Source organism: Brevundimonas sp. 'scallop', from assembly GCF_011045535.1.
Classification (GTDB): Bacteria; Pseudomonadota; Alphaproteobacteria; order Caulobacterales; family Caulobacteraceae; genus Brevundimonas; species Brevundimonas vesicularis.
The window spans coordinates 369,069-386,284 of sequence record NZ_CP039382.1; the positions used below are offsets into that span (position 1 = coordinate 369,069).

Annotated in this window: 16 protein-coding genes; 4 read left to right on the top strand and 12 right to left on the bottom strand. The window is 67.7% G+C overall.

The window, feature by feature from the left end; translation table 11 throughout:
• Positions 1 to 10 precede the first annotated feature (10 nt).
• Together glnD and typA are read right to left on the bottom strand one after the other, a co-directional pair.
• A complete protein-coding gene (gene glnD, locus E4341_RS01825) occupies positions 11 to 2,716 on the bottom strand; it encodes a [protein-PII] uridylyltransferase (protein WP_165114722.1) in 2,706 nt (901 codons plus the stop codon).
• Positions 2,717 to 2,767: 51 nt separating this feature from the next.
• Positions 2,768 to 4,600 (bottom strand): translational GTPase TypA, encoded by a 1,833-nt coding sequence (typA, locus tag E4341_RS01830; RefSeq protein ID WP_165114724.1) that lies wholly within the window; start codon positions 4,598 to 4,600, stop codon positions 2,768 to 2,770.
• 340 nt (positions 4,601 to 4,940) lie between these two features.
• Between typA and E4341_RS01835 the strand changes: the two genes are divergently transcribed.
• Complete coding sequence (locus tag E4341_RS01835) at positions 4,941 to 5,138, top strand: hypothetical protein (protein WP_165114726.1); 198 nt, start codon at positions 4,941 to 4,943, stop codon at positions 5,136 to 5,138.
• On the opposite strand, the gene E4341_RS01840 is transcribed toward E4341_RS01835, so the two are convergent.
• From E4341_RS01840 to E4341_RS01860, 5 genes are all read right to left on the bottom strand, one after another.
• A complete protein-coding gene (locus E4341_RS01840) occupies positions 5,135 to 5,632 on the bottom strand; it encodes a GNAT family N-acetyltransferase (RefSeq protein ID WP_165114728.1) in 498 nt (165 codons plus the stop codon). The genes E4341_RS01835 and E4341_RS01840 overlap by 4 nt on opposite strands.
• Positions 5,632 to 6,066: a DUF1178 family protein gene (locus E4341_RS01845; RefSeq protein WP_165114730.1), complete on the bottom strand. Its 435-nt coding sequence runs from the start codon at positions 6,064 to 6,066 to the stop codon at positions 5,632 to 5,634. Before E4341_RS01845 ends, E4341_RS01840 begins: the two co-directional genes overlap by 1 nt.
• 6 nt (positions 6,067 to 6,072) lie before the next feature.
• On the bottom strand, positions 6,073 to 6,912 hold the full coding sequence (locus E4341_RS01850) for a carbon-nitrogen hydrolase family protein (protein WP_165114732.1): 840 nt from the start codon (positions 6,910 to 6,912) through the stop codon (positions 6,073 to 6,075).
• A 3-nt stretch (positions 6,913 to 6,915) separates the two neighbouring features.
• Positions 6,916 to 7,173 carry a glutaredoxin 3 gene (grxC, locus tag E4341_RS01855; protein ID WP_165114734.1) on the bottom strand — a complete coding sequence of 86 codons (258 nt, stop codon included), beginning with the start codon at positions 7,171 to 7,173 and terminating at the stop codon, positions 6,916 to 6,918.
• A gap of 71 nt (positions 7,174 to 7,244) precedes the next feature.
• Positions 7,245 to 8,039, bottom strand: coding sequence for a ComF family protein (locus tag E4341_RS01860; protein WP_165114738.1), 795 nt, complete (start codon positions 8,037 to 8,039; stop codon positions 7,245 to 7,247).
• On the opposite strand from E4341_RS01860, the gene E4341_RS01865 reads away from it, so the two are divergent.
• Positions 8,038 to 8,940 (top strand): methyltransferase domain-containing protein, encoded by a 903-nt coding sequence (locus tag E4341_RS01865; protein ID WP_165114740.1) that lies wholly within the window; start codon positions 8,038 to 8,040, stop codon positions 8,938 to 8,940. The two genes, E4341_RS01860 and E4341_RS01865, sit on opposite strands and share 2 nt — an antisense overlap.
• On the opposite strand, the gene E4341_RS01870 is transcribed toward E4341_RS01865, so the two are convergent.
• The 4 genes from E4341_RS01870 to E4341_RS01885 are packed head-to-tail and all read right to left on the bottom strand — an operon-like array spanning position 8,937 to position 11,871.
• Positions 8,937 to 9,125, bottom strand: coding sequence for a Flp family type IVb pilin (locus E4341_RS01870; protein ID WP_165114742.1), 189 nt, complete (start codon positions 9,123 to 9,125; stop codon positions 8,937 to 8,939). The two genes, E4341_RS01865 and E4341_RS01870, sit on opposite strands and share 4 nt — an antisense overlap.
• 25 nt (positions 9,126 to 9,150) lie before the next feature.
• Entirely contained in the window at positions 9,151 to 9,564 is a 414-nt protein-coding gene (locus tag E4341_RS01875; RefSeq protein WP_165114744.1) for a (deoxy)nucleoside triphosphate pyrophosphohydrolase, read from the bottom strand.
• Complete coding sequence (argJ, locus tag E4341_RS01880; RefSeq protein ID WP_055809669.1) at positions 9,561 to 10,955, bottom strand: bifunctional glutamate N-acetyltransferase/amino-acid acetyltransferase ArgJ; 1,395 nt, start codon at positions 10,953 to 10,955, stop codon at positions 9,561 to 9,563. Before argJ ends, E4341_RS01875 begins: the two co-directional genes overlap by 4 nt.
• Before the next feature lies 1 nt (position 10,956).
• Positions 10,957 to 11,871, bottom strand: coding sequence for a peptidylprolyl isomerase (locus E4341_RS01885; RefSeq protein ID WP_240893598.1), 915 nt, complete (start codon positions 11,869 to 11,871; stop codon positions 10,957 to 10,959).
• 244 nt (positions 11,872 to 12,115) lie between these two features.
• Between E4341_RS01885 and secA the strand changes: the two genes are divergently transcribed.
• Together secA and E4341_RS01895 are read left to right on the top strand one after the other, a co-directional pair.
• Positions 12,116 to 14,965 carry a preprotein translocase subunit SecA gene (secA, locus tag E4341_RS01890; RefSeq protein WP_165114746.1) on the top strand — a complete coding sequence of 950 codons (2,850 nt, stop codon included), beginning with the start codon at positions 12,116 to 12,118 and terminating at the stop codon, positions 14,963 to 14,965.
• 83 nt (positions 14,966 to 15,048) lie between these two features.
• Positions 15,049 to 16,209 carry an aminotransferase class V-fold PLP-dependent enzyme gene (locus E4341_RS01895; protein ID WP_165114748.1) on the top strand — a complete coding sequence of 387 codons (1,161 nt, stop codon included), beginning with the start codon at positions 15,049 to 15,051 and terminating at the stop codon, positions 16,207 to 16,209.
• On the opposite strand, the gene E4341_RS01900 is transcribed toward E4341_RS01895, so the two are convergent.
• Positions 16,210 to 17,106, bottom strand: coding sequence for a hypothetical protein (locus E4341_RS01900; protein ID WP_165114750.1), 897 nt, complete (start codon positions 17,104 to 17,106; stop codon positions 16,210 to 16,212).
• Positions 17,107 to 17,216: the final 110 nt, after the last annotated feature.

Sequence of the window (17,216 nt, forward strand, 5' to 3'; positions counted from 1 at the left end):
AGGTTGTCGCTTAGCGCGCTTGTTCGCCGGGCGATACGGGCTTTGCGCGCGGGCTGCGGCGGCCCAGGTCGGAGACGTCGCGTGCGCTGGCGCGGGCCGAGGCGACCTTGCGTCCGGCGGGCGCGGGCGCGCGGCTGTCCAGCACGGCCTCAAGCGCGGTGCGCAGTTCGGCGATCCGCTGTTCCGAGGTGATCTTCCGCCCCCTGCGATCCACGACGTAGAAACTGTCCACCGCCCGCTCGCCATAGCTGGCGACATGGGCGGAGCGGATGCTCAGGCCTTCGTCGTTGAACACGCGCGACAGGTCCGCCAGCAGGCCCGGCCGGTCGGCGCAGGACACCTCGACTACGGTGGCGGCCTCGCTGGCGTGGTGATCGACCATAACCACGGGCCGGACTTCGAAGGCCGCCTTGCGCGCATTGCCGGTCGGATCGGGCGCCTGGCCGATACGGCCCTCGCCCCGCGCGGCCTTTTCCAGCGCCTCGACCAAAGCCTTCAGGCGACGCGGCTCGGCCTGGCCATAAGGCAGGCCCGCTCCGTCCTGAACACGAAACACGTCCAGAACGACGCCGTCCTCGGTCGCCACGCGGGCGTCGGTCACGTCGGCCCCAAGCGCGGCCATGGTCTGGGCCAGATCGGCGAACAGGCCCGGCCGGTCGGCCGCTGCGATGGAGATTTCGGTGGTCTGCACCGTCAGCCCCTGCACCGGCGCGGTTGGGGCGCTCTCGGCGGCGGCGCCCGTCTCTCGCGCCCGCTGGACCAAGGCCGGATGCGCCGCCAGCGGATCCTCGCGCGTCACGTCCTCGCCCCGGAACAGGGCGGCGACCTGGTTGTAGAGGGTGCGCATCAGCTGACCCTTCCAGCCGTTCCACACGCCCGGCCCCACGGCCCGAATATCGGCCACGGTCAGAACCAGCAGCATCCGCAGTCGCTCGGGGTCGCCGACCAGTTCGGCGAAGGCGCGGATGGTCGCGGGGTCCGACAGGTCGCGCTTCTGGGCATAGTCCGACAGCGCCAGATGGCTGCGCACAAGCCAGACGACCAGTTCGATCCGGCGCGGATCGACTCCCAGCCGCTCGCACGCCCGACGCGCGGCGATGGCGCCATCCTCCAGCTGCCCCCGCTCGCCGCCCTTGCCGACGTCGTGCAACAGCATGCCCAGCATCAGGGCTTCCATGTCCGAGATCAGATGCACGATCTCGCTGGCCATCGGGTGGTCGGTCTTCAGCTTGCCGCGCGCGATGTCGTTGATGATGCCGATGGCCTGAAGCGTGTGCTCGTCGACCGTATAGGCGTGGTACATGTTGAACTGGGTCTGGCCGACGATCCGCCCCCATTCGGGCAGGAACCGGCCAAGCAGGCCTGTCTCGTTCATGATAGTCAGGACGCGATAGGGCCTCTGCCCGTGCGCCAGAACGTCCAGGAACGCCCGCGTCGCCGCCGGATCGCGCCTTAGTCGGGGCGTCACCAGCGACAGCGACCGCGTCACCGCCGAAAAAGCGTCCGGATGCAGGTCCAGGTCGTGCTTGTCGGCGCAGACGAACAGGGTCAGCAGCTTGACCGGATCGGCGGCGAACACCTCCGGCCCCTCGACCGACAGACGCCCCTGATCGATCCAGAACCCCTCGACCTCCAGCTTGCGCCGGGGGGCGGGCCGGAACGGCGCCATCAGACGCGACAGGCCGTGCGCCGTCTTCTGGTGGCGCGCCTCCAGCTTGGCCGACATGGCGCGCGTCAGGGCGCCGACGTCGCGGGCCACCAGAAAGTATCGCCGCATGAACCGCTCGACCGCCGGCTCGTCGCCGCGCCCGCGCCAGCCCATGCGTCGGGCCACCTCGGGCTGCATGTCGAAGGTCAGCTTCTCTTCGGCCCGGCCCGCGATCAGATGCAGATGGATGCGGACCCGCCACAGGAAGTCGAACGCCTCGTCCGACGTCCGTCGCTCGCGCGGGGTGAACAGCTCGTCCATCACCGTCGCGCCGAGACGGCTTTCGGGCGCCAGGGACCGGGCGATCCAGTACAGGGTGTTCAGGTCGCGCAAGCCCCCCTTACCGTCCTTGACGTTGGGTTCGACCTTGTAGCGGGTCGAGCCAGCCTTTTCGTGCCGGGCGGCCCGCTCCTCCAGCTTGGCGGCGATGAAGGGGCGCGAATCGGATTTCGACACCATGTCGCGAAACCGGCCGATCATCAGCTGGGCCAGCGCCTCGTCCCCCGCCAGCGGACGCGCCTCCAGCAGGGTCGTCCGCACCGTCATGTCGGTGCGCGACAGGCTCAGACACTCTTCGACCGAGCGCACCGCCGACCCGACCTTGGCCCCCAGGTCCCACAGCACATAGAGGACGAACTGGATCACCTGCTCGCCGCGCGGCGTCGCTTTGGACGATCTCAGGAACAGCAGGTCGAGATCGGAATGGGGCGCCAGCACGCCCCGGCCGTAGCCCCCGACCGCGACCAGGGCCAGCCGCTCGGCCTCGACCGGCGAGGTCGGCCACAGCGTCTGGGTCGCCACCCGCCACAGGCCGGCCAGCATCTCGTCGGCAGCGGCGGCGTACAGACGCGCCACATCGCGGCCCTTCACTCCGCCATCCAGCTTGCGCTCCGCCCGGGCGCGGGCGGCGTCATAGGTCTCGCGCAAAACGACAGAGACCGCCGCGCGCGGGTCTTCCGCGCGGGCGGCCTCGTCAAGGCGGTCATCCAGACTGGGCGAGGCGTTCATGTCAGCCGTCTATAGGCCGCATCCCACCGCACGTCAGTCAGGGATTGCTGACTACTCCGGGCGAACGCGCTTCTTGCGGAACGACGGGTTCAGCACCTGCTTGCGCAGGCGGATGGACTTGGGCGTCACCTCGACCAGCTCGTCGTCGTCGATATAGGCGATGGCCTGTTCCAGCGACATCTGGCGCGGCGGGGTCAGGCGCACGGCCTCGTCCTTGCCGGAGGCGCGGACGTTGGTCAGCTGCTTGCCCTTGATCGGGTTGACGTCCAGGTCGTCCCAGCGCGCGTTCTCGCCGATGATCATGCCCTGATAGGTCTTCTCGCCGGCGCCGACGAACATGATGCCACGGTCTTCCAGATTCCACAGTGCGAAGGCGGCGGTTTCACCGTCAGAGTTCGAGATCAGAACGCCCTTCAGACGACCGGCGATCGCGCCCTTGTGCGGCTCATAGTGGCTGAACACGCGGTTCAGCACGCCCGAACCGCGGGTGTCGGTCAGGAACTCGCCCTGATAGCCGATCAGCGAACGCGACGGCGCCTTGAGGCTGATGCGGGTCTTGCCGGCGCCCGACGGGCCCATGTCGGTCATTTCGGCCTTACGGGCCGACAGCTTCTCAATGACGATGCCCGAGAACTCGTCGTCGACGTCGATCATGACGTCTTCGATCGGCTCCAGCTTCTCGCCGTTCTCGCCGGTCTGGAACACCACGCGCGGACGCGAGATCGAAACCTCGAAGCCTTCGCGGCGCATGTTCTCGATCAGAACGCCCAGCTGCAGTTCGCCACGGCCGGCGACTTCATAGGCGTCGCCGCCTTCGGTCGTGGTCACGCGGATGGCGACGTTGGCCTCGGCCTCCTTCAGAAGGCGATCACGGATGACGCGCGACTGGACCTTGTCGCCTTCGCGACCGGCCAGGGGGCTGTCGTTGACCGAGACGGTCATGGAGATGGTGGGCGGATCGATCGGCTGGGCGGGCAGAGGCTCGGTGACTTCCATGGCGCACAGGGTGTCGGCCACGGTCGCCTTGGACATGCCGGCGATGGCGACGATGTCGCCCGCTTCCGAACCCTCGTCCAGGGCCTGACGCTTCAGGCCGCGGAAGGCCAGCACCTTAGTGATGCGGCCGCGTTCGATTTCCTTGCCTTCGCGGTCCAGGGCGTGGATCGCCATGCCGGGAACGGCCTTGCCGCTCTCGATGCGGCCGGTCAGCAGACGGCCCAGGAACGGATCGCTTTCGATCAGCACGTCCAGCATGCGGAAGGGCTTGTCGCGGTTGGCCTGGACGGCGGGCGGCGGGACGTGATCGACGATCAGGTCGAACAGCGGGGCCAGATTGTCGTTGGGCTGGTTCAGGTCCAGCGTCGCCCAGCCGTTGCGGCCCGAGGCGTAGATGTGCGGGAAGTCCAGCTGCTCGTCCGTCGCGCCTATGGCGGCGAACAGGTCGAAGGTCTCGTTGTGGACGCGGTCCGGATCGGCGTGGGCGCGGTCGACCTTGTTGATGCACAGGATCGGGCGCAGGCCCATCTTCAGCGCCTTGGTCAGCACGAACTTGGTCTGGGGCATGACGCCCTCTTCGGCGTCCACCAGGATGACGCAGCCGTCCACCATGCCCAGGATGCGCTCGACCTCGCCGCCGAAGTCGGCGTGGCCGGGGGTGTCGATGATGTTGATGCGGGTTTCGCCCGCCTTGCCGTTCCAGAGCACCGAGGTGCACTTGGCCAGGATGGTGATGCCGCGCTCTTTTTCCTGGTCGTTGGAGTCCATCGCGCGCTCGGTCTGCGCCTCGTTGGCTCGGAACACGCCGGATTGGGCGAGCAGTTGGTCCACCAGGGTCGTCTTGCCGTGGTCGACGTGGGCGATGATGGCGACGTTGCGCAGGTTCATTTGAGTATCGCGAAAAGGCGCGGCCGGCATACGGGCGGCCGCTGGTCATGAAAAGGCATGCGGGAGGCGCGCGCCTCTTACAGGCATGTGGACAGAAAGGCCAGAGCGGGCGTTCGCCGCGCTGATCGCCGCCTTACCGATATTTCATCCCCGACGCCGCATCCGACGCTGCTGACGGACGCCTCCTTCCCACGACGGGCCTGACACAGGCCCATTCCGATGGGAGATGACGATGGGTTTGATGATTGCAGCCGCGCTTGCCGCCGCCCTGGCCGCGGGCGAGGCGCCGGACATGCATGTGGATGCCGAGGGGCTGAACATGGCCTGACCGGGCGAGGCGATGATCCTGGCCGGCCGCATCCGCGCCGCCAGCCGTGACTGGTGCGCCGTCCATCGCGCCGTCCTGACCCCCGACAGCCTTGGCGACGCCAGCGTCTGCGAGCGTGAAATGAGACGCCGGGCCTATGTCGCCCTGCCCCGTCCTCAACGCATGCATTTCGTGCGTGCGGGCGGCCAGACCGCCCTCAATCGGCGCTAGAGCGGCCGCAGCATATAGCGGGCGTCGGCGCCGTAGCTGGCCAGTTTGGCCGCCATGCCCTCGGCGGGCTGCTCGACGAAGCCGTGTCGTGACCAGAAGCCGACCGCGTCGTTGACCGCGACGAGGGCGATGGCGGGCCAGCCGTCTTCCGTCGCCTGTTCGGCCAGTCGCTCGACGATGGCGCCGGTCACGCCCCCGCCCCGCGCCTCGGGGTGCAGGGCCAGATCGTGCAGATAGATCAAATCCGGCTCGGCCGGCAGGCCTTCGATCACCGTGTTCAGCGGCGGCGCGCTCTCGGCCCTCCACGGATAGGCGATCAGATAGCCCCGCGCGGCGCCCTCGCCTCCCGCGAGCACGAAACAGCCGCGCGGATAAAGCGCCAGCCGGTTTTGGAAACAGGTGCGATCCTCGAAATGGTCGGGAAACGACAGCCGCGCCACCTCCACCACCGCATCGATGTCCGTCGGCCGCATGGGCCGCCATTGCAGGGTCATCAGTTCACCTTGGACGGGTCTGGCGGCGCGTCAGGCAGGGCGGATACCGGAACGCCGTCGTCCTTCAGCTTCTTCACCTCGGCGGGCGTGGCCTCGCCATAGATTTCGCGCTTCTCGGATCGGCCCTCGTGGATGTCGCGCGCCTCGCGGGCGAAGGTGTCGCCGACGTAATCGAAGTTGGCCTCGACATGGGCGCGGACCTCGCGGGCGGCGGCCATCATCATCGTCTGCATCTTGGCGGCGACGTCGGAGGCGGGATCGGCCTTGCGGGCACCGCTCACGGCCGGGGCCATGATCGCCTTTTCGACCACGTGCGAACCGCAGAACGGGCATTCCACCAGCCCCCGCGCCGCCTGATCGTCATAGTCAGTCGAGGAGCCGAACCAGGCTTCGAAGGCGTGGGCCTGGTCGCATTTCAGGGCGTAGCGGATCATGGGGCGTCAAACAGCGGGCAGGAAATCGCGATCGTGGGTCAGGCTGGGCACGGCGGCGCGCGCCCTGGCCACGGCCTCCATGTCCAGTTTCGCACGCACGATGCAAGGTTCGTCGTGATCCGCCTTGGCGATGATCTCGCCCCAAGGGCCGACGACGGTCGATCGCCCCCAGGTGCGGCGACCGTCCTCGTGCAGTCCGCCCTGCGCCGGCGCCAGAACGAACGCCCCCGTCTCGATGGCGCGGGCGCGCAACAGGGTTTCCCAATGCGCCTCGCCTGTCGGGGCAGTGAAGGCGGCCGGGACGGCGATCATCGACGCCCCCGCCTTGGCCAGCTGGCGATGCAGGTGGGGAAAGCGGATGTCGTAGCAGATGGTCAGGCCCAGCCGACCCCAGGGCGTGTACGCCACAGCCGCCCCATCGCCGGGCCGCACCGTCGCGCTTTCGCGATAGGTTTCGCCATTGGGCAGGTTCACGTCGAAGACATGCAGCTTGTCGTATCGGGCCACGATCCCGCCCGACGCATCGATCAGCAGCGATCGATTGGCGGCGCGTCCGTCTCCCGCCCGGCCTGACCGGACTATGGCCGAACCGGTCAGCAGCCAGACGCCCAGTTCCGCCGCCAGACGACGCAGACCCAGAACGGCGACGTCCTCGTCCTCGGTCGTGATCGCCGCATCGCGCCGGTCTCGGCGTTGCTCCAGGACATTGGTCCCCTCGGGGGTCAAAACGAACTTCGCCCCGCCCGACGCCGCCTCGCGGATCAGGGGCTCGACATGGGCCAACGCCTCTCGCGCCGTCGCCGGCGTGCGCGTCTGGATCAGGACGATGTCGAGCCCGCTGCTCATGGATCAGGCGGCCAGAAGTCCGTCCAGCTTGCCGTCGCGATCCAGCGCGTGGATGTCGTCGGAACCGCCGACGTGCTGGCCGTCGATGAAGATCTGCGGGAAGGTCATGCGGCCGCCTGACTTCTCGATCATCTCGGCCTTCTTGTCGGGATCGTTGGACGCGACGATTTCCGTATAGTCCACGCCTTTTTTCTTCAGAAGCGACATGGCGCTGAAGCAGTAGGGGCAGCCAGGCTTGGTGTAGATGACGACGTCGGCCAAGTTCAGATCTCCAAATAAAATCCAGCGCCCTCGAGCAGCGAGCCGCCGAGCGGCGAGCGATAGGGCGCTCTTCACATAGTCAGTTCACGGGCGTTTCGCACCCGCGCGATGACGGCGAGATCCACGGCGCGCGCACCGGCGTCGATCAGGGCGCGCGCGCAGGCCTCTCCGGTCGCGCCCGTGGTCAACACATCGTCGATCAGAAGGATGCGTCGCCCCCGGATCCGACGCCGGCCCGCCTCGGTCACGGCGAAGGCCTGCTTGACGTTCAGCCGCCGCCCGCGCTGGCTCTTGCCGCCCTGGCTGGTCGTGTGGGTCGTGCGGACCAGACCGTCGGGCAAATAGTCGCGGCCGGCGTGCCGGGCCAGCGGCCGGGCGATCTCGGCCGCTTGGTTGAACCGTCGCGACAACAGGCGCAACCGATGCAGCGGCACGGGCAGGATCACGTCCGCGCCTTGGACCAGATCGGCGGCGGCGCGTTCGATCCAGCGCGCGAACAGGGGCGCGAACTGTTGCTGGTCCCCGTGCTTGAACCTCAGGATCAGACTGCGCGACGCCTCATCATACAGGCAGGCCGCCCGCGCTCTCTCGAACGCATAGGGCTTGGCGATACAGGCGGCGCAGCGATCCTCGGCGAAGGCGCCGCCGTCAAAGTCGAAGGCCGCCCCGCAGCCGTCGCAGACCGGCGCTTCCAGAAATTTGATCCGGCTCCAGGCGTCGGGCGTCAGGCCGGCCGCAGCCGTCGCCTCTCGGCTGTCATGCGCCATCGGCGGCAGGATCAGGTCGGCCAGTCCCCGCCCCGCTCCGCGCAAGTGACGGCCCGCCCCTTCCCAGGCGCGCCGCCAGCCCCCATCCTGTGCGTCCATGACCGCCCCCCAGTCCCATTCCGACGCCCCCCCGCGCATCTTCGACGCCGTTCGACGTCAGGCGCGGCTGGCGCGGTCCGCCGCCCGGTTCCCCCAAGCCGACTTCCTGCACGCCCGCGCCGCCGCCAACGCCGCCGAGAGCCTGGAAGCCATACTGCGCGATTTTCCCGTTGCGGTCGATCTGTCCGCCCATTCAGGCGTGTTCGATGTGGCGGTTCGCTCCAGCGACGCCGCCGGACGCGTCGGTCCTATCCAGACGCCCGTCTCCCTGGCCCAGCGCGCAGCGCCGGGTGCGGACGCGCTGCCGCTGGCCGACGCCTCGACCGATCTGATCGTCTCCCTTTTGACCCTTCACTGGGCCAATGATCTGCCGGGCGCCCTGGCCCAGATCCGGCGCGCGTTGAAACCGGACGGCCTGTTCATCGGCACGCTGTTCGGCGCGGGCACCCTGAAAGAGCTACGCGCCGTCCTGACCGAGGTCGAACTGGAGGAGCGCGGCGGCGCCCAGGCGCGTGTTTCGCCCTTCGCTGACGGCTATGACGGGGCGGCCCTGTTGCAGCGCGCCGGGTTCGCCCTGCCGGTGTCGGACGTGGACCGCTTCACCGTCCGCTACACCGACCTGTTCGCCCTGATCCGCGACCTGCGCGCCATGGGCGAGACCAACGTGCTGCACGGACCCGTTCGGCCGCTAAGCCGCCGCATCGTGGCGCGCGCCGCCGCCCTCTATGCCGAGCGATACGGTCTCGACGACGGCCGCATCCCGGCGACGTTCGAGATCATCCATCTGGCCGGCTGGAAACCTCACGACAGCCAGCAGAAGCCTCTGCCGCGCGGCTCGGCCAAGACGCGGCTGGCCGATGCGCTGGGCGTCAAGGAAATGACGGGCGAAGAGCCGGACTAGCTGATCGCGGCCTGTATGGCGGCGCTCAGCTTGTTCACCGTCGCGGCCAGGCCGCCGTTCTGGCTGTTCGCCAAGGCGCTGATCGAGGTCACGATCGCCAGGAAGATCAGGGCGCAGAGCAGACCATATTCGATAGCCGTGGCCCCGCTCTCATTGCGCAGGAACCGGTCGATAAGACGTCGCATGGCCGGCCTCCCTGGTCGGCGGTGGTCAGAGCAGGTCGCGCAACCAGGCGACCAGAGGTTCGTCCGCCGGCGGCATGGGATAGTCCGAAAGCTTGCTCGGCTTCACCCAGGCCAGGCCGTCGTGTTCACGCGCCGTGACCACGCCGTCCCACCGTCGGCACAGATACAATGGCATCAACAGGTGAAACGAATCGTAAGCGTGACTGGCGAAAACGAACGGCGACAGACAGTTTTCGCTGACGTCGATGCCCAGCTCTTCCTTAAGCTCACGGGTCAGGGCCTGTTCCGGCCGCTCTCCGGGCTCGACCTTGCCGCCCGGAAACTCCCACAGACCGGCCAGCTTCTTGCCCTCGGGACGCTTGGCGATCAGCACCCGCCCATCCACGTCAATCAGGGCGACGGCGACGACCAGGACGGTCGGAAGGGGCGCAGCGGTCACGAGCGATAGTCGCCGTTGATCTCGATGTAGCCCTTGGTCAGATCGCAGGTCCACACGGTCGCCGATGCCCGGCCCGAACCCACATCGACGGTGATGTCGATCTCGGGGTTCTTCATATAGGCGGTCATCTTGGCCTCGTCGTAGGTCGGGGACGGGGCGCCGTCGATGGCGGCCTGGTGCGGGCCGAACTTGATGGCCAGGCGGTCGCGGTCGACCGGCTCCTCCGTCTTGCCCACCGCCATGACGACCCGGCCCCAGTTGGCGTCCTGACCGGCGATCGCCGTCTTGACCAGGGGGCTGTCGGCGATGGACTTGGCCAGCTTGCGGGCCGAGGCGGGGCTGGCGGCCCCGTCCACCGTCACCTTGACGAACTTGGTCGCGCCCTCGCCGTCGCGCACCAGCTGGTGCGCGAGGTCCAGCATCACCTTGTCCAGGGCGGCCGAGAAGCTCTTCAGCCGGCGATCCCCGACCCGCCCGATGCGCGGCGCGCCCGAGGTTCCGGTGGCGAACAGCAGGGCCGTGTCGTTGGTCGAGGTGTCGCCATCCACGGTCACGCTGTTGAAGGTGGTGCGCACGTGCAGGCCCAGCAGCGCCTGCAGCACGTTCGGATGGATGTCTGCATCGGTGACGATGAAGGCCAGCATGGTCGCCATGTCCGGCGCGATCATGCCCGATCCCTTGGCGATACCGGCGATCCGGACCTTGTAGCCCTCGATCTCGGCCTCGGCGTAAGAGCCCTTGGGGAAGGTGTCGGTGGTCATGATGCCGCGACCGGCCCGGGCCCAGGCGTCCGCCTCCAGCCCGTTCTCGATTTCAGGCAGTTTGGCGACGATCTTCTTGTCGTCCAGCACCACCCCGATCACGCCGGTCGAGGCCAGCATGACGTCGCGCTGGCGACAGCCGAACCGTTTGGCGACCTCCGAGGCCGTGCGCCGCGCCGCGTCCGCGCCGGCCTTGCCGGTGAAGGCGTTGGCGCATCCGGCGTTGATCACTAGGGCGCGCACATCCTTGCCGCCCTCGGCCCCGGCCAGATGCTTCTTGCACCAGTCCACGGGCGCCGAGCCGATCTTGTGGCGGGTGAAGACCCCGGCGCAGCTGGTCCCGCGCGCGAACCGGAACACTACCAGATCGTCACGTTCATGCTTGTAGAAGCCGGCGCGCGCGGTCGCGATCTCGACCCCGCCGATCGGCGGAATGGTCGGGAACGGCACGGCCAGGGGCGAGATGGCCAGACCCGGCTTGCCGGCGGCGGCCGGCGCAGGCGCGGCGGCCGGGGCGGCATCCGATCCCGGCGTGCGGGTGGCGCGCTTCAGCGCCGTAGCGAACGGGTCCAGCGCCTTTTCGAACGCATGCTCGATCTTTTGGCCGGTCGTGGAGGGAGGCTTGGTCATGTCAGGCGCCCGGAGGAGCGGAAGGGGCGGAAGGGGCGGAAGGAGCAGGCGACGCGGGCGGCGTCTGTGCGGGCAGGCGGACATCGACCTTGGCCTTGCCGCGCAGTTGTTCCAGCAACTGTCGCACGCCCTCATAGGTCAGATAGCGCACGATCTGCGGTCGGGCCTGTTCCAGCGTCGGCGGGTTTTCCTTGCGCCGGTCCTCGACCCTCAGAACGGCCCAGCCGCCCTCGGTCTGGAAGGGCCCGACGGTCGAACCGGCCGGCTTGTCGCGCAGGGCGTCGGCATAGGCTTGGGGCATCACGTCCAGAGTCGAATAGCCCAGATCCCCGCCGGAGAACCGCGTCGCCTCGTCGATCGACCGTTCCGCCGCGACCGCTTCAAAGCCGGCGCCCTGGCCCAGAATGCCGATCACCGCGTCCGCCTCAGGCTTGGTGCGCGACAGGATCAACCGCACGCGGATCTCTTCCGAGGTCTTCGCCAGCCGCAGCTGCTCATTATACAGGGTCTGCACCGCCTGGTCCGAGACGGCCTTGTTGACCACGCTCTCGACCAGCATGTCGCCCAGGATGCGCTCGCGCGTCGCTTCCAGACGCCGCTGCGCCAAGGGTGAGGAGTCCAGCCGCCGCCGCTGCGCCTCTCCGGCCAGCAGCTTTTGGTCGATCACCTCGTCGAGCACCCGGCGGAAGAGATCCGACGTCGTATCCAGCGCCTCGTCCTCGCCGATCAAACCTTGGGCCACCGCCTCGCGCTTCACGTCCGAGGCCCAGATGGTCTCGTCCTGGACCGTGGCCACGGCCTGGTCCCCCTGTTCCGGCGGCCGGTTGTCGCCGCCGCGCGAACAGGCGGCGGTCGAAAGCGCCGCCGTCAGCAAGGCCGCCGTAAGAATGCGTGAAGATCGCCGGAATGGGGTCAAGGGGGCGCTCCGTCGAAGGCGGCCGAAAGCCCCTCGCGTTGACAGGGGTTAGGCCGGTGCTTAAGTCCCGCCTGCGCCCAAGTCGAGGGGTTTTGATCGTCTGCGCGGCCCTTCGCGCGCGCCTGATGCGGCGCTCCGGGGCTGCGGTCGGTCAGGGCCTCTCTCACGGCGTCCGTATCGCCGCCCCTCACGGGATTTCAGAGCCGCTCAGCTCGCAGACGCTCGACCGCTTACCGGATCCAATATGCTCGGCTTCGCCAAGAAACTTTTCGGCTCTTCCAACGACCGCAAGGTCAAGGCCTTCCAGGACCACGCCCAGCGCATCAATGCGCTGGAGCCCAAGTTCGCCGCCCTGTCCGACGACGAACTGCGGATGATGACCGACGCCTTCCGCGATCGGCTGGCGAACGGCGAGACCCTGGACAAGATCCTGCCCGAAGCCTTTGCGGTCGTGCGCGAGGCCTCCAAGCGCGTGCTGGGCCAGCGCCAGTACGATGTTCAGCTGGCCGGCGGCATGATCCTGCATGAAGGCGGCATCGCCGAGATGCGGACCGGCGAAGGCAAGACCCTGGTCGCCGTGGCGCCGGTCTATCTGAACGCCCTGCCCGGCAAGGGCGTGCACGTCATCACCGTCAACGACTACCTGGCCCGCCGCGACGCCGAGACGATGGGCAAGGTCTATCGCTTCCTCGGTCTTGAGGTCGGCGTCATCGTCAACGGCCTCAGCCAGGGCCAGCGCCAGCAGGCCTACAACGCCGACGTTACCTACGGCACCAACAACGAGTTCGGCTTCGACTATCTGCGCGACAACCTGGTCTATGACCGGCGCGAGATGGTGCAGCGTCCGCACAACTTCGCCATCGTCGACGAGGTCGACTCCATCCTGATCGACGAGGCGCGCACGCCTCTGATCATCTCAGGCCCGACCGAGGACCGTTCGGATCTCTACAAAATCCTCGACGGCCTGATTAAAGATCTGATCAAGGACAAGGACACCTTCGAGCTCGACGAGAAGCAGAAGCAGGTCCTGCTGACCGAGCTGGGCTCCGAGCGGATGGAAGAGGCCCTGGAGGCCGGCGGTCACTTCGCCGCCGACACCACCGGCCTGTACGACGCCGCCAACATCAGCCTGGTTCACCACGCCAACCAGGCCCTGCGGGCCAACACCCTGTATCAGCGTGACAAGGACTATATCATCAAGGGCGGCGAGATCGTCCTGATCGACGAGTTCACCGGCCGCATGATGACCGGACGCCGCCTGTCCGAAGGCCTGCACCAGGCTATCGAGGCCAAGGAAGACGTCAAGATCCAGCCCGAGAACCAGACCCTGGCCTCGGTGACGATCCAGAACTACTTCCGCCTGTACGAAAAGCTGTCGGGCATGACCGGCACGGCCGCGACCGAAGCCCAGGAATTCGGCGACATCTACAAAATGGACGTGCTGGAAGTGCCGACCAACCGGCCTATCCAGCGCAAGGACTATGACGACGAGGTCTATCGGACCCACGCCGAGAAGAACCAGGCCATCGCGCGCCAGATCGCCGAATGCCACCTCGCCGGCCAGCCGATCCTGGTCGGCACCGTATCGATCGAGCGTTCGGAACAGCTGTCGGACCTGCTGAGCCGCTTCGAATACAAGGTCGAGACCTCGCGCACGCTGAAGCCGGAATATGCGGGCAAGGCCAAGGAAGCCGAGAAGATCGGCGACGCCGCCTATGACATCACCTACGAGACCAAGCTGCGCGGCATTCCGCACAGCGTCCTGAACGCGCGCCAGCATGAACAGGAAGCCTACATCGTCGCCGACGCCGGCCTGCCGGGCGTGGTGACCATCGCCACCAACATGGCGGGCCGCGGCACCGACATTCAGCTCGGGGGCAACCTCGAGATGAAGATGCAGAAGTGGCTGCTGGAACAACGCAACATGGCCGTCGAGGTCACACCGGAAATGGAAGCGGCCAAGGAGGCCGAGTTCAAGGCCGAGATCGCCGTCCAGAAGAAGATCGCGCTGGAGGCCGGCGGCCTGTTCGTTCTGGGCACCGAGCGCCACGAGAGCCGCCGCATCGACAACCAGCTGCGCGGCCGCACCGGCCGTCAGGGCGACCCCGGCACCTCGAAATTCTATCTGTCCTGCGAAGACGACCTGCTGCGCATCTTCGCTGGCGACCGCCTCGACTCGATCATGAAGACCTTCGGCGTGGCGGAGGGCGAGGCCATCACCCACCCCTGGCTGAACCGCGCCATCGAGACCGCCCAGAAGCGCGTCGAGACCCGCAACTACGACATCCGCAAGAACCTGCTGAAATACGACGACGTCGTGAACGACCAGCGCAAGGCCGTGTTCGAACAGCGTCAGGAGTTCATGGACTCCGAGGATCTGTCGGAGCTTGTCGGCGACTTCCGCCGCGACGTCGTGTCCGACCTGGTCGAACGCTACATGCCGCCCAAGGCCTATGCCGAGCAGTGGGACATCGACGGCCTGGACGAAAAGGTCCGCTCGACCCTGGGTCTGGAGCTGCCGCTGCACGACTGGGCCGCCGAGGAAGGCGTGTCGAACGAGGAGATCGAGGAGCGGCTGCTGGCCGCCGCCGACGCCCGCGCCGCCGAACGCCTGGAACAGATCGGCGCCGACCAGACGCGCGGTCTGGAAAAGCAGTTCATGCTGCAGATGATCGACATGCAGTGGCGCGAGCACCTGGTCCATCTGGACCACCTGCGCGGCGTCATCGGCCTGCGCGGCTATGGCCAGCGCGACCCGCTGAACGAGTACAAGACCGAGGCCTTCTCGCTGTTCGAGAACCTGCTCTACGACCTGCGCCACAACGTGACCCGCTGGCTGATGACGGTCGAGTTCCGCTTCCAGGCTCCGCCCGAATTGCCCGAGTTCCAGGAAATCCACCTGAACCCCGGCACCGGCGAGAACGAGATGGCTGATCCGTCGGCGCAGAACCCCGAAGGCACGTTGATCGGCGACGACCGGTCCAAACTGCCGATCGAGGCCCTGCCGCCCGGCTGGGAAATGACCGGCCGCAACTCCCCCTGCCCCTGCGGCTCGGGCCGCAAGTTCAAACACTGCCACGGGGCTCTCGTTTAAGAGGCGCGCGACTCGCAGCGCTATCGCTCGCCGCGTGGCGGCTCGCTGCTTGAGCGCTGGGTGAGATGTCCTAAAGAAGAGGGATGACCTACAAGTCCCTCTTCTCCCGCGCCCTGTCAGCGGCGCCCGGTCGGCTGCATTTCGCCGCGCACAGCCATCACCTGTGGCCCGACGCCAGTTTCGAGGCGCAGCAGCAGACCTGGCTCGACGCCAACTTGCATGCCGACCACAAGTGGGATCTCGTCTTCGGTCAGGTGATCCCCGAGGCCCAGGCCCATGTCGCGGCCGAGCTGGCCCTGCCCTCGCCCGACAGCATCGTCTTTTCCTCCAACACCCACGACTTCCTGCTGCGCCTGTTTTCGGGCGTGGAGACCACGCCGGTCCGTATTCTGGCGACCGATGGCGAGTTCCACTCCTTCCGTCGTCAGGCCGAACGGTGGGAAGAGGTCGGGGCGGCGGTGGTCACGCGCGTTGCGCTCGCGCCCTTCGACACCTTCGCCGAGCGTTTTATCGCCGAGGCGTCAAGGGGCGGTTACGACTGGATCGTGGTCAGCCAGGTCTTCTTCCGCACCGGGGGGCTGTTCAACCGGATCGAGGAGCTTGCCGCCCTGGCGAGACCCGAAGGGCCTTGGGTGCTGATCGACGGCTATCACGGCTTCATGGCGACACCGACCGACCTGTCGGCGGTGGCGGACCGGGTCTTCTATGTCTCCGGCGGCTACAAATACGCCATGTCGGGCGAGGGCGTCTGCTTTCTGCACGCCCCGCCCGGCTTCTGCCCGCGTCCTGTCGTCACCGGCTGGTTCGCGGAGTTCGGCGACCTGTCGGGGCCTCCCGGCGGCGTCCAATACCGCAGCGACGGCGGTCGCTTCTGGGGCGCCACCTTCGACTGCACGCCGCTGTATCGCTTCAACGCCGTGCGCCGAATGCTGGATCAGCAGGGGATCGACACCGCCGCCGTCGCCGCCCATGCGCGCGATCTGGCGACCACGTTCCAGCAGGCCGTTCAGGCTGGACAGGCGGGGCTGTTGTCTCAGGCCGAAATCCTCAATCCGGTCGAGGGCGATGCGCCGCGCGCCCGTTTCCTCGCCTTGCGTCATCCCGACGCCCAGGCCTGGTGCGCGGGTCTGCGGGCGGCGAACATCGTCACCGACGTGCGCGAGGACGTCATCCGCTTCGGCTTCGGTCTGTATCAGGACGCCGAGGACGTCGATCGCCTGATCGCGGCCTGCCGATCCCTCTGATCAGTAGAAGGTCGTGTCGTCCTGCTTGCTGGGCGCCGGGGCCGTGCGCGGCGGCGGCGTCGGACGGTTCGATGCGGGCGGGGTCGCCGGGCGGGCTTGAGGCGAGGGCGGCGTCGGCGTGGTCCCGCCCGCCGGCGCATCCACCGGAGGGATCGCCGGCAAATCTGGATAGGGCATGGCCGAAGGGCGGGCGTCCTGCGCCGGCGCCGCTTCATCGGGCGCGATCGGTCCCGCATCGGACTGGCCCAACCGGTCGGGCGCGCCGACATCGTCGCGGATGAAGGCCCAGGCCTGCCGGTCCGAGCAGCCGCAGGCCTTCAGGAAGCCCTGCTTGTCACGCCACAGGATCAGCGGATAGCTGATGTCGACGCCGGACTCCTTGAGCAGCTGGCTCAGCCGCTCGTTGAAGCGACGTCCGGCCTCGACCACGGCGGTGCGCGCCAGATTGCCGTCCGCTTGCGGCACGCCGGCGGCGGTCCAGCTGTTCGCCGGCGTCGCCATCCAGCGTTGATACAGCGGCCAATCCCGCGTCAGCCACAGCTCCGCGACCGTCGCCCGCTCCGCCGCCGTCGATTGCGCCGCGCCTTCCAGATCGGGGCGGGCGAACAGGATGTAGCGCGTCTCGATCCCCGCCGCCTTCAGCTTGGGCGCTTCGTCGCGCGCGTAACGCAGGGCTGAAGCGCTGTCGCGATAGGTGACGATATACAGGGCCTGTCCCCCGCTGCCGTCCGACACCCAGGATGCCTCGTCCAGCAGTTGTTGCACCTCGGCCTGATTGCGGCTGATCGTGACCGGCTGGAACCGCGAATAGAAGTTCCAATAGGCCCAGTATCCGGCGCCGGCGAGCAGCAGGCCGACCACGGCCGCCACGATCGAACCCATCAAAAAGCGACGCATGTAATCGGGTGCTCCAGCTTCACCGTTGACCCATCCTAACGCATAGCATCGGAATCCGTTGTCGCCCGCATTCGCCGACGTCGTCATCGCCGCTCAGAGGCGCCAAAATG

Excerpts from the sequence above, each read along its gene's own strand:
- glnD (WP_165114722.1), bottom strand. The coding sequence starts at position 2,716 with ATGAACGCCTCGCCCAGTCTGGATGACCGCCTTGACGAGGCCGCCCGC.
- typA (WP_165114724.1), bottom strand. The coding sequence starts at position 4,600 with ATGAACCTGCGCAACGTCGCCATCATCGCCCACGTCGACCACGGCAAG.
- E4341_RS01835 (WP_165114726.1), top strand. The coding sequence starts at position 4,941 with ATGATCCTGGCCGGCCGCATCCGCGCCGCCAGCCGTGACTGGTGCGCC.
- E4341_RS01840 (WP_165114728.1), bottom strand. The coding sequence starts at position 5,632 with ATGACCCTGCAATGGCGGCCCATGCGGCCGACGGACATCGATGCGGTG.
- E4341_RS01845 (WP_165114730.1), bottom strand. The coding sequence starts at position 6,066 with ATGATCCGCTACGCCCTGAAATGCGACCAGGCCCACGCCTTCGAAGCC.
- E4341_RS01850 (WP_165114732.1), bottom strand. The coding sequence starts at position 6,912 with ATGAGCAGCGGGCTCGACATCGTCCTGATCCAGACGCGCACGCCGGCG.
- E4341_RS01865 (WP_165114740.1), top strand. The coding sequence starts at position 8,038 with ATGACCGCCCCCCAGTCCCATTCCGACGCCCCCCCGCGCATCTTCGAC.
- E4341_RS01860 (WP_165114738.1), bottom strand. The coding sequence starts at position 8,039 with ATGGACGCACAGGATGGGGGCTGGCGGCGCGCCTGGGAAGGGGCGGGC.
- E4341_RS01870 (WP_165114742.1), bottom strand. The coding sequence starts at position 9,125 with ATGCGACGTCTTATCGACCGGTTCCTGCGCAATGAGAGCGGGGCCACG.
- argJ (WP_055809669.1), bottom strand. The coding sequence starts at position 10,955 with ATGACCAAGCCTCCCTCCACGACCGGCCAAAAGATCGAGCATGCGTTC.
- secA (WP_165114746.1), top strand. The coding sequence starts at position 12,116 with ATGCTCGGCTTCGCCAAGAAACTTTTCGGCTCTTCCAACGACCGCAAG.
- E4341_RS01895 (WP_165114748.1), top strand. The coding sequence starts at position 15,049 with ATGACCTACAAGTCCCTCTTCTCCCGCGCCCTGTCAGCGGCGCCCGGT.
- E4341_RS01900 (WP_165114750.1), bottom strand. The coding sequence starts at position 17,106 with ATGCGTCGCTTTTTGATGGGTTCGATCGTGGCGGCCGTGGTCGGCCTG.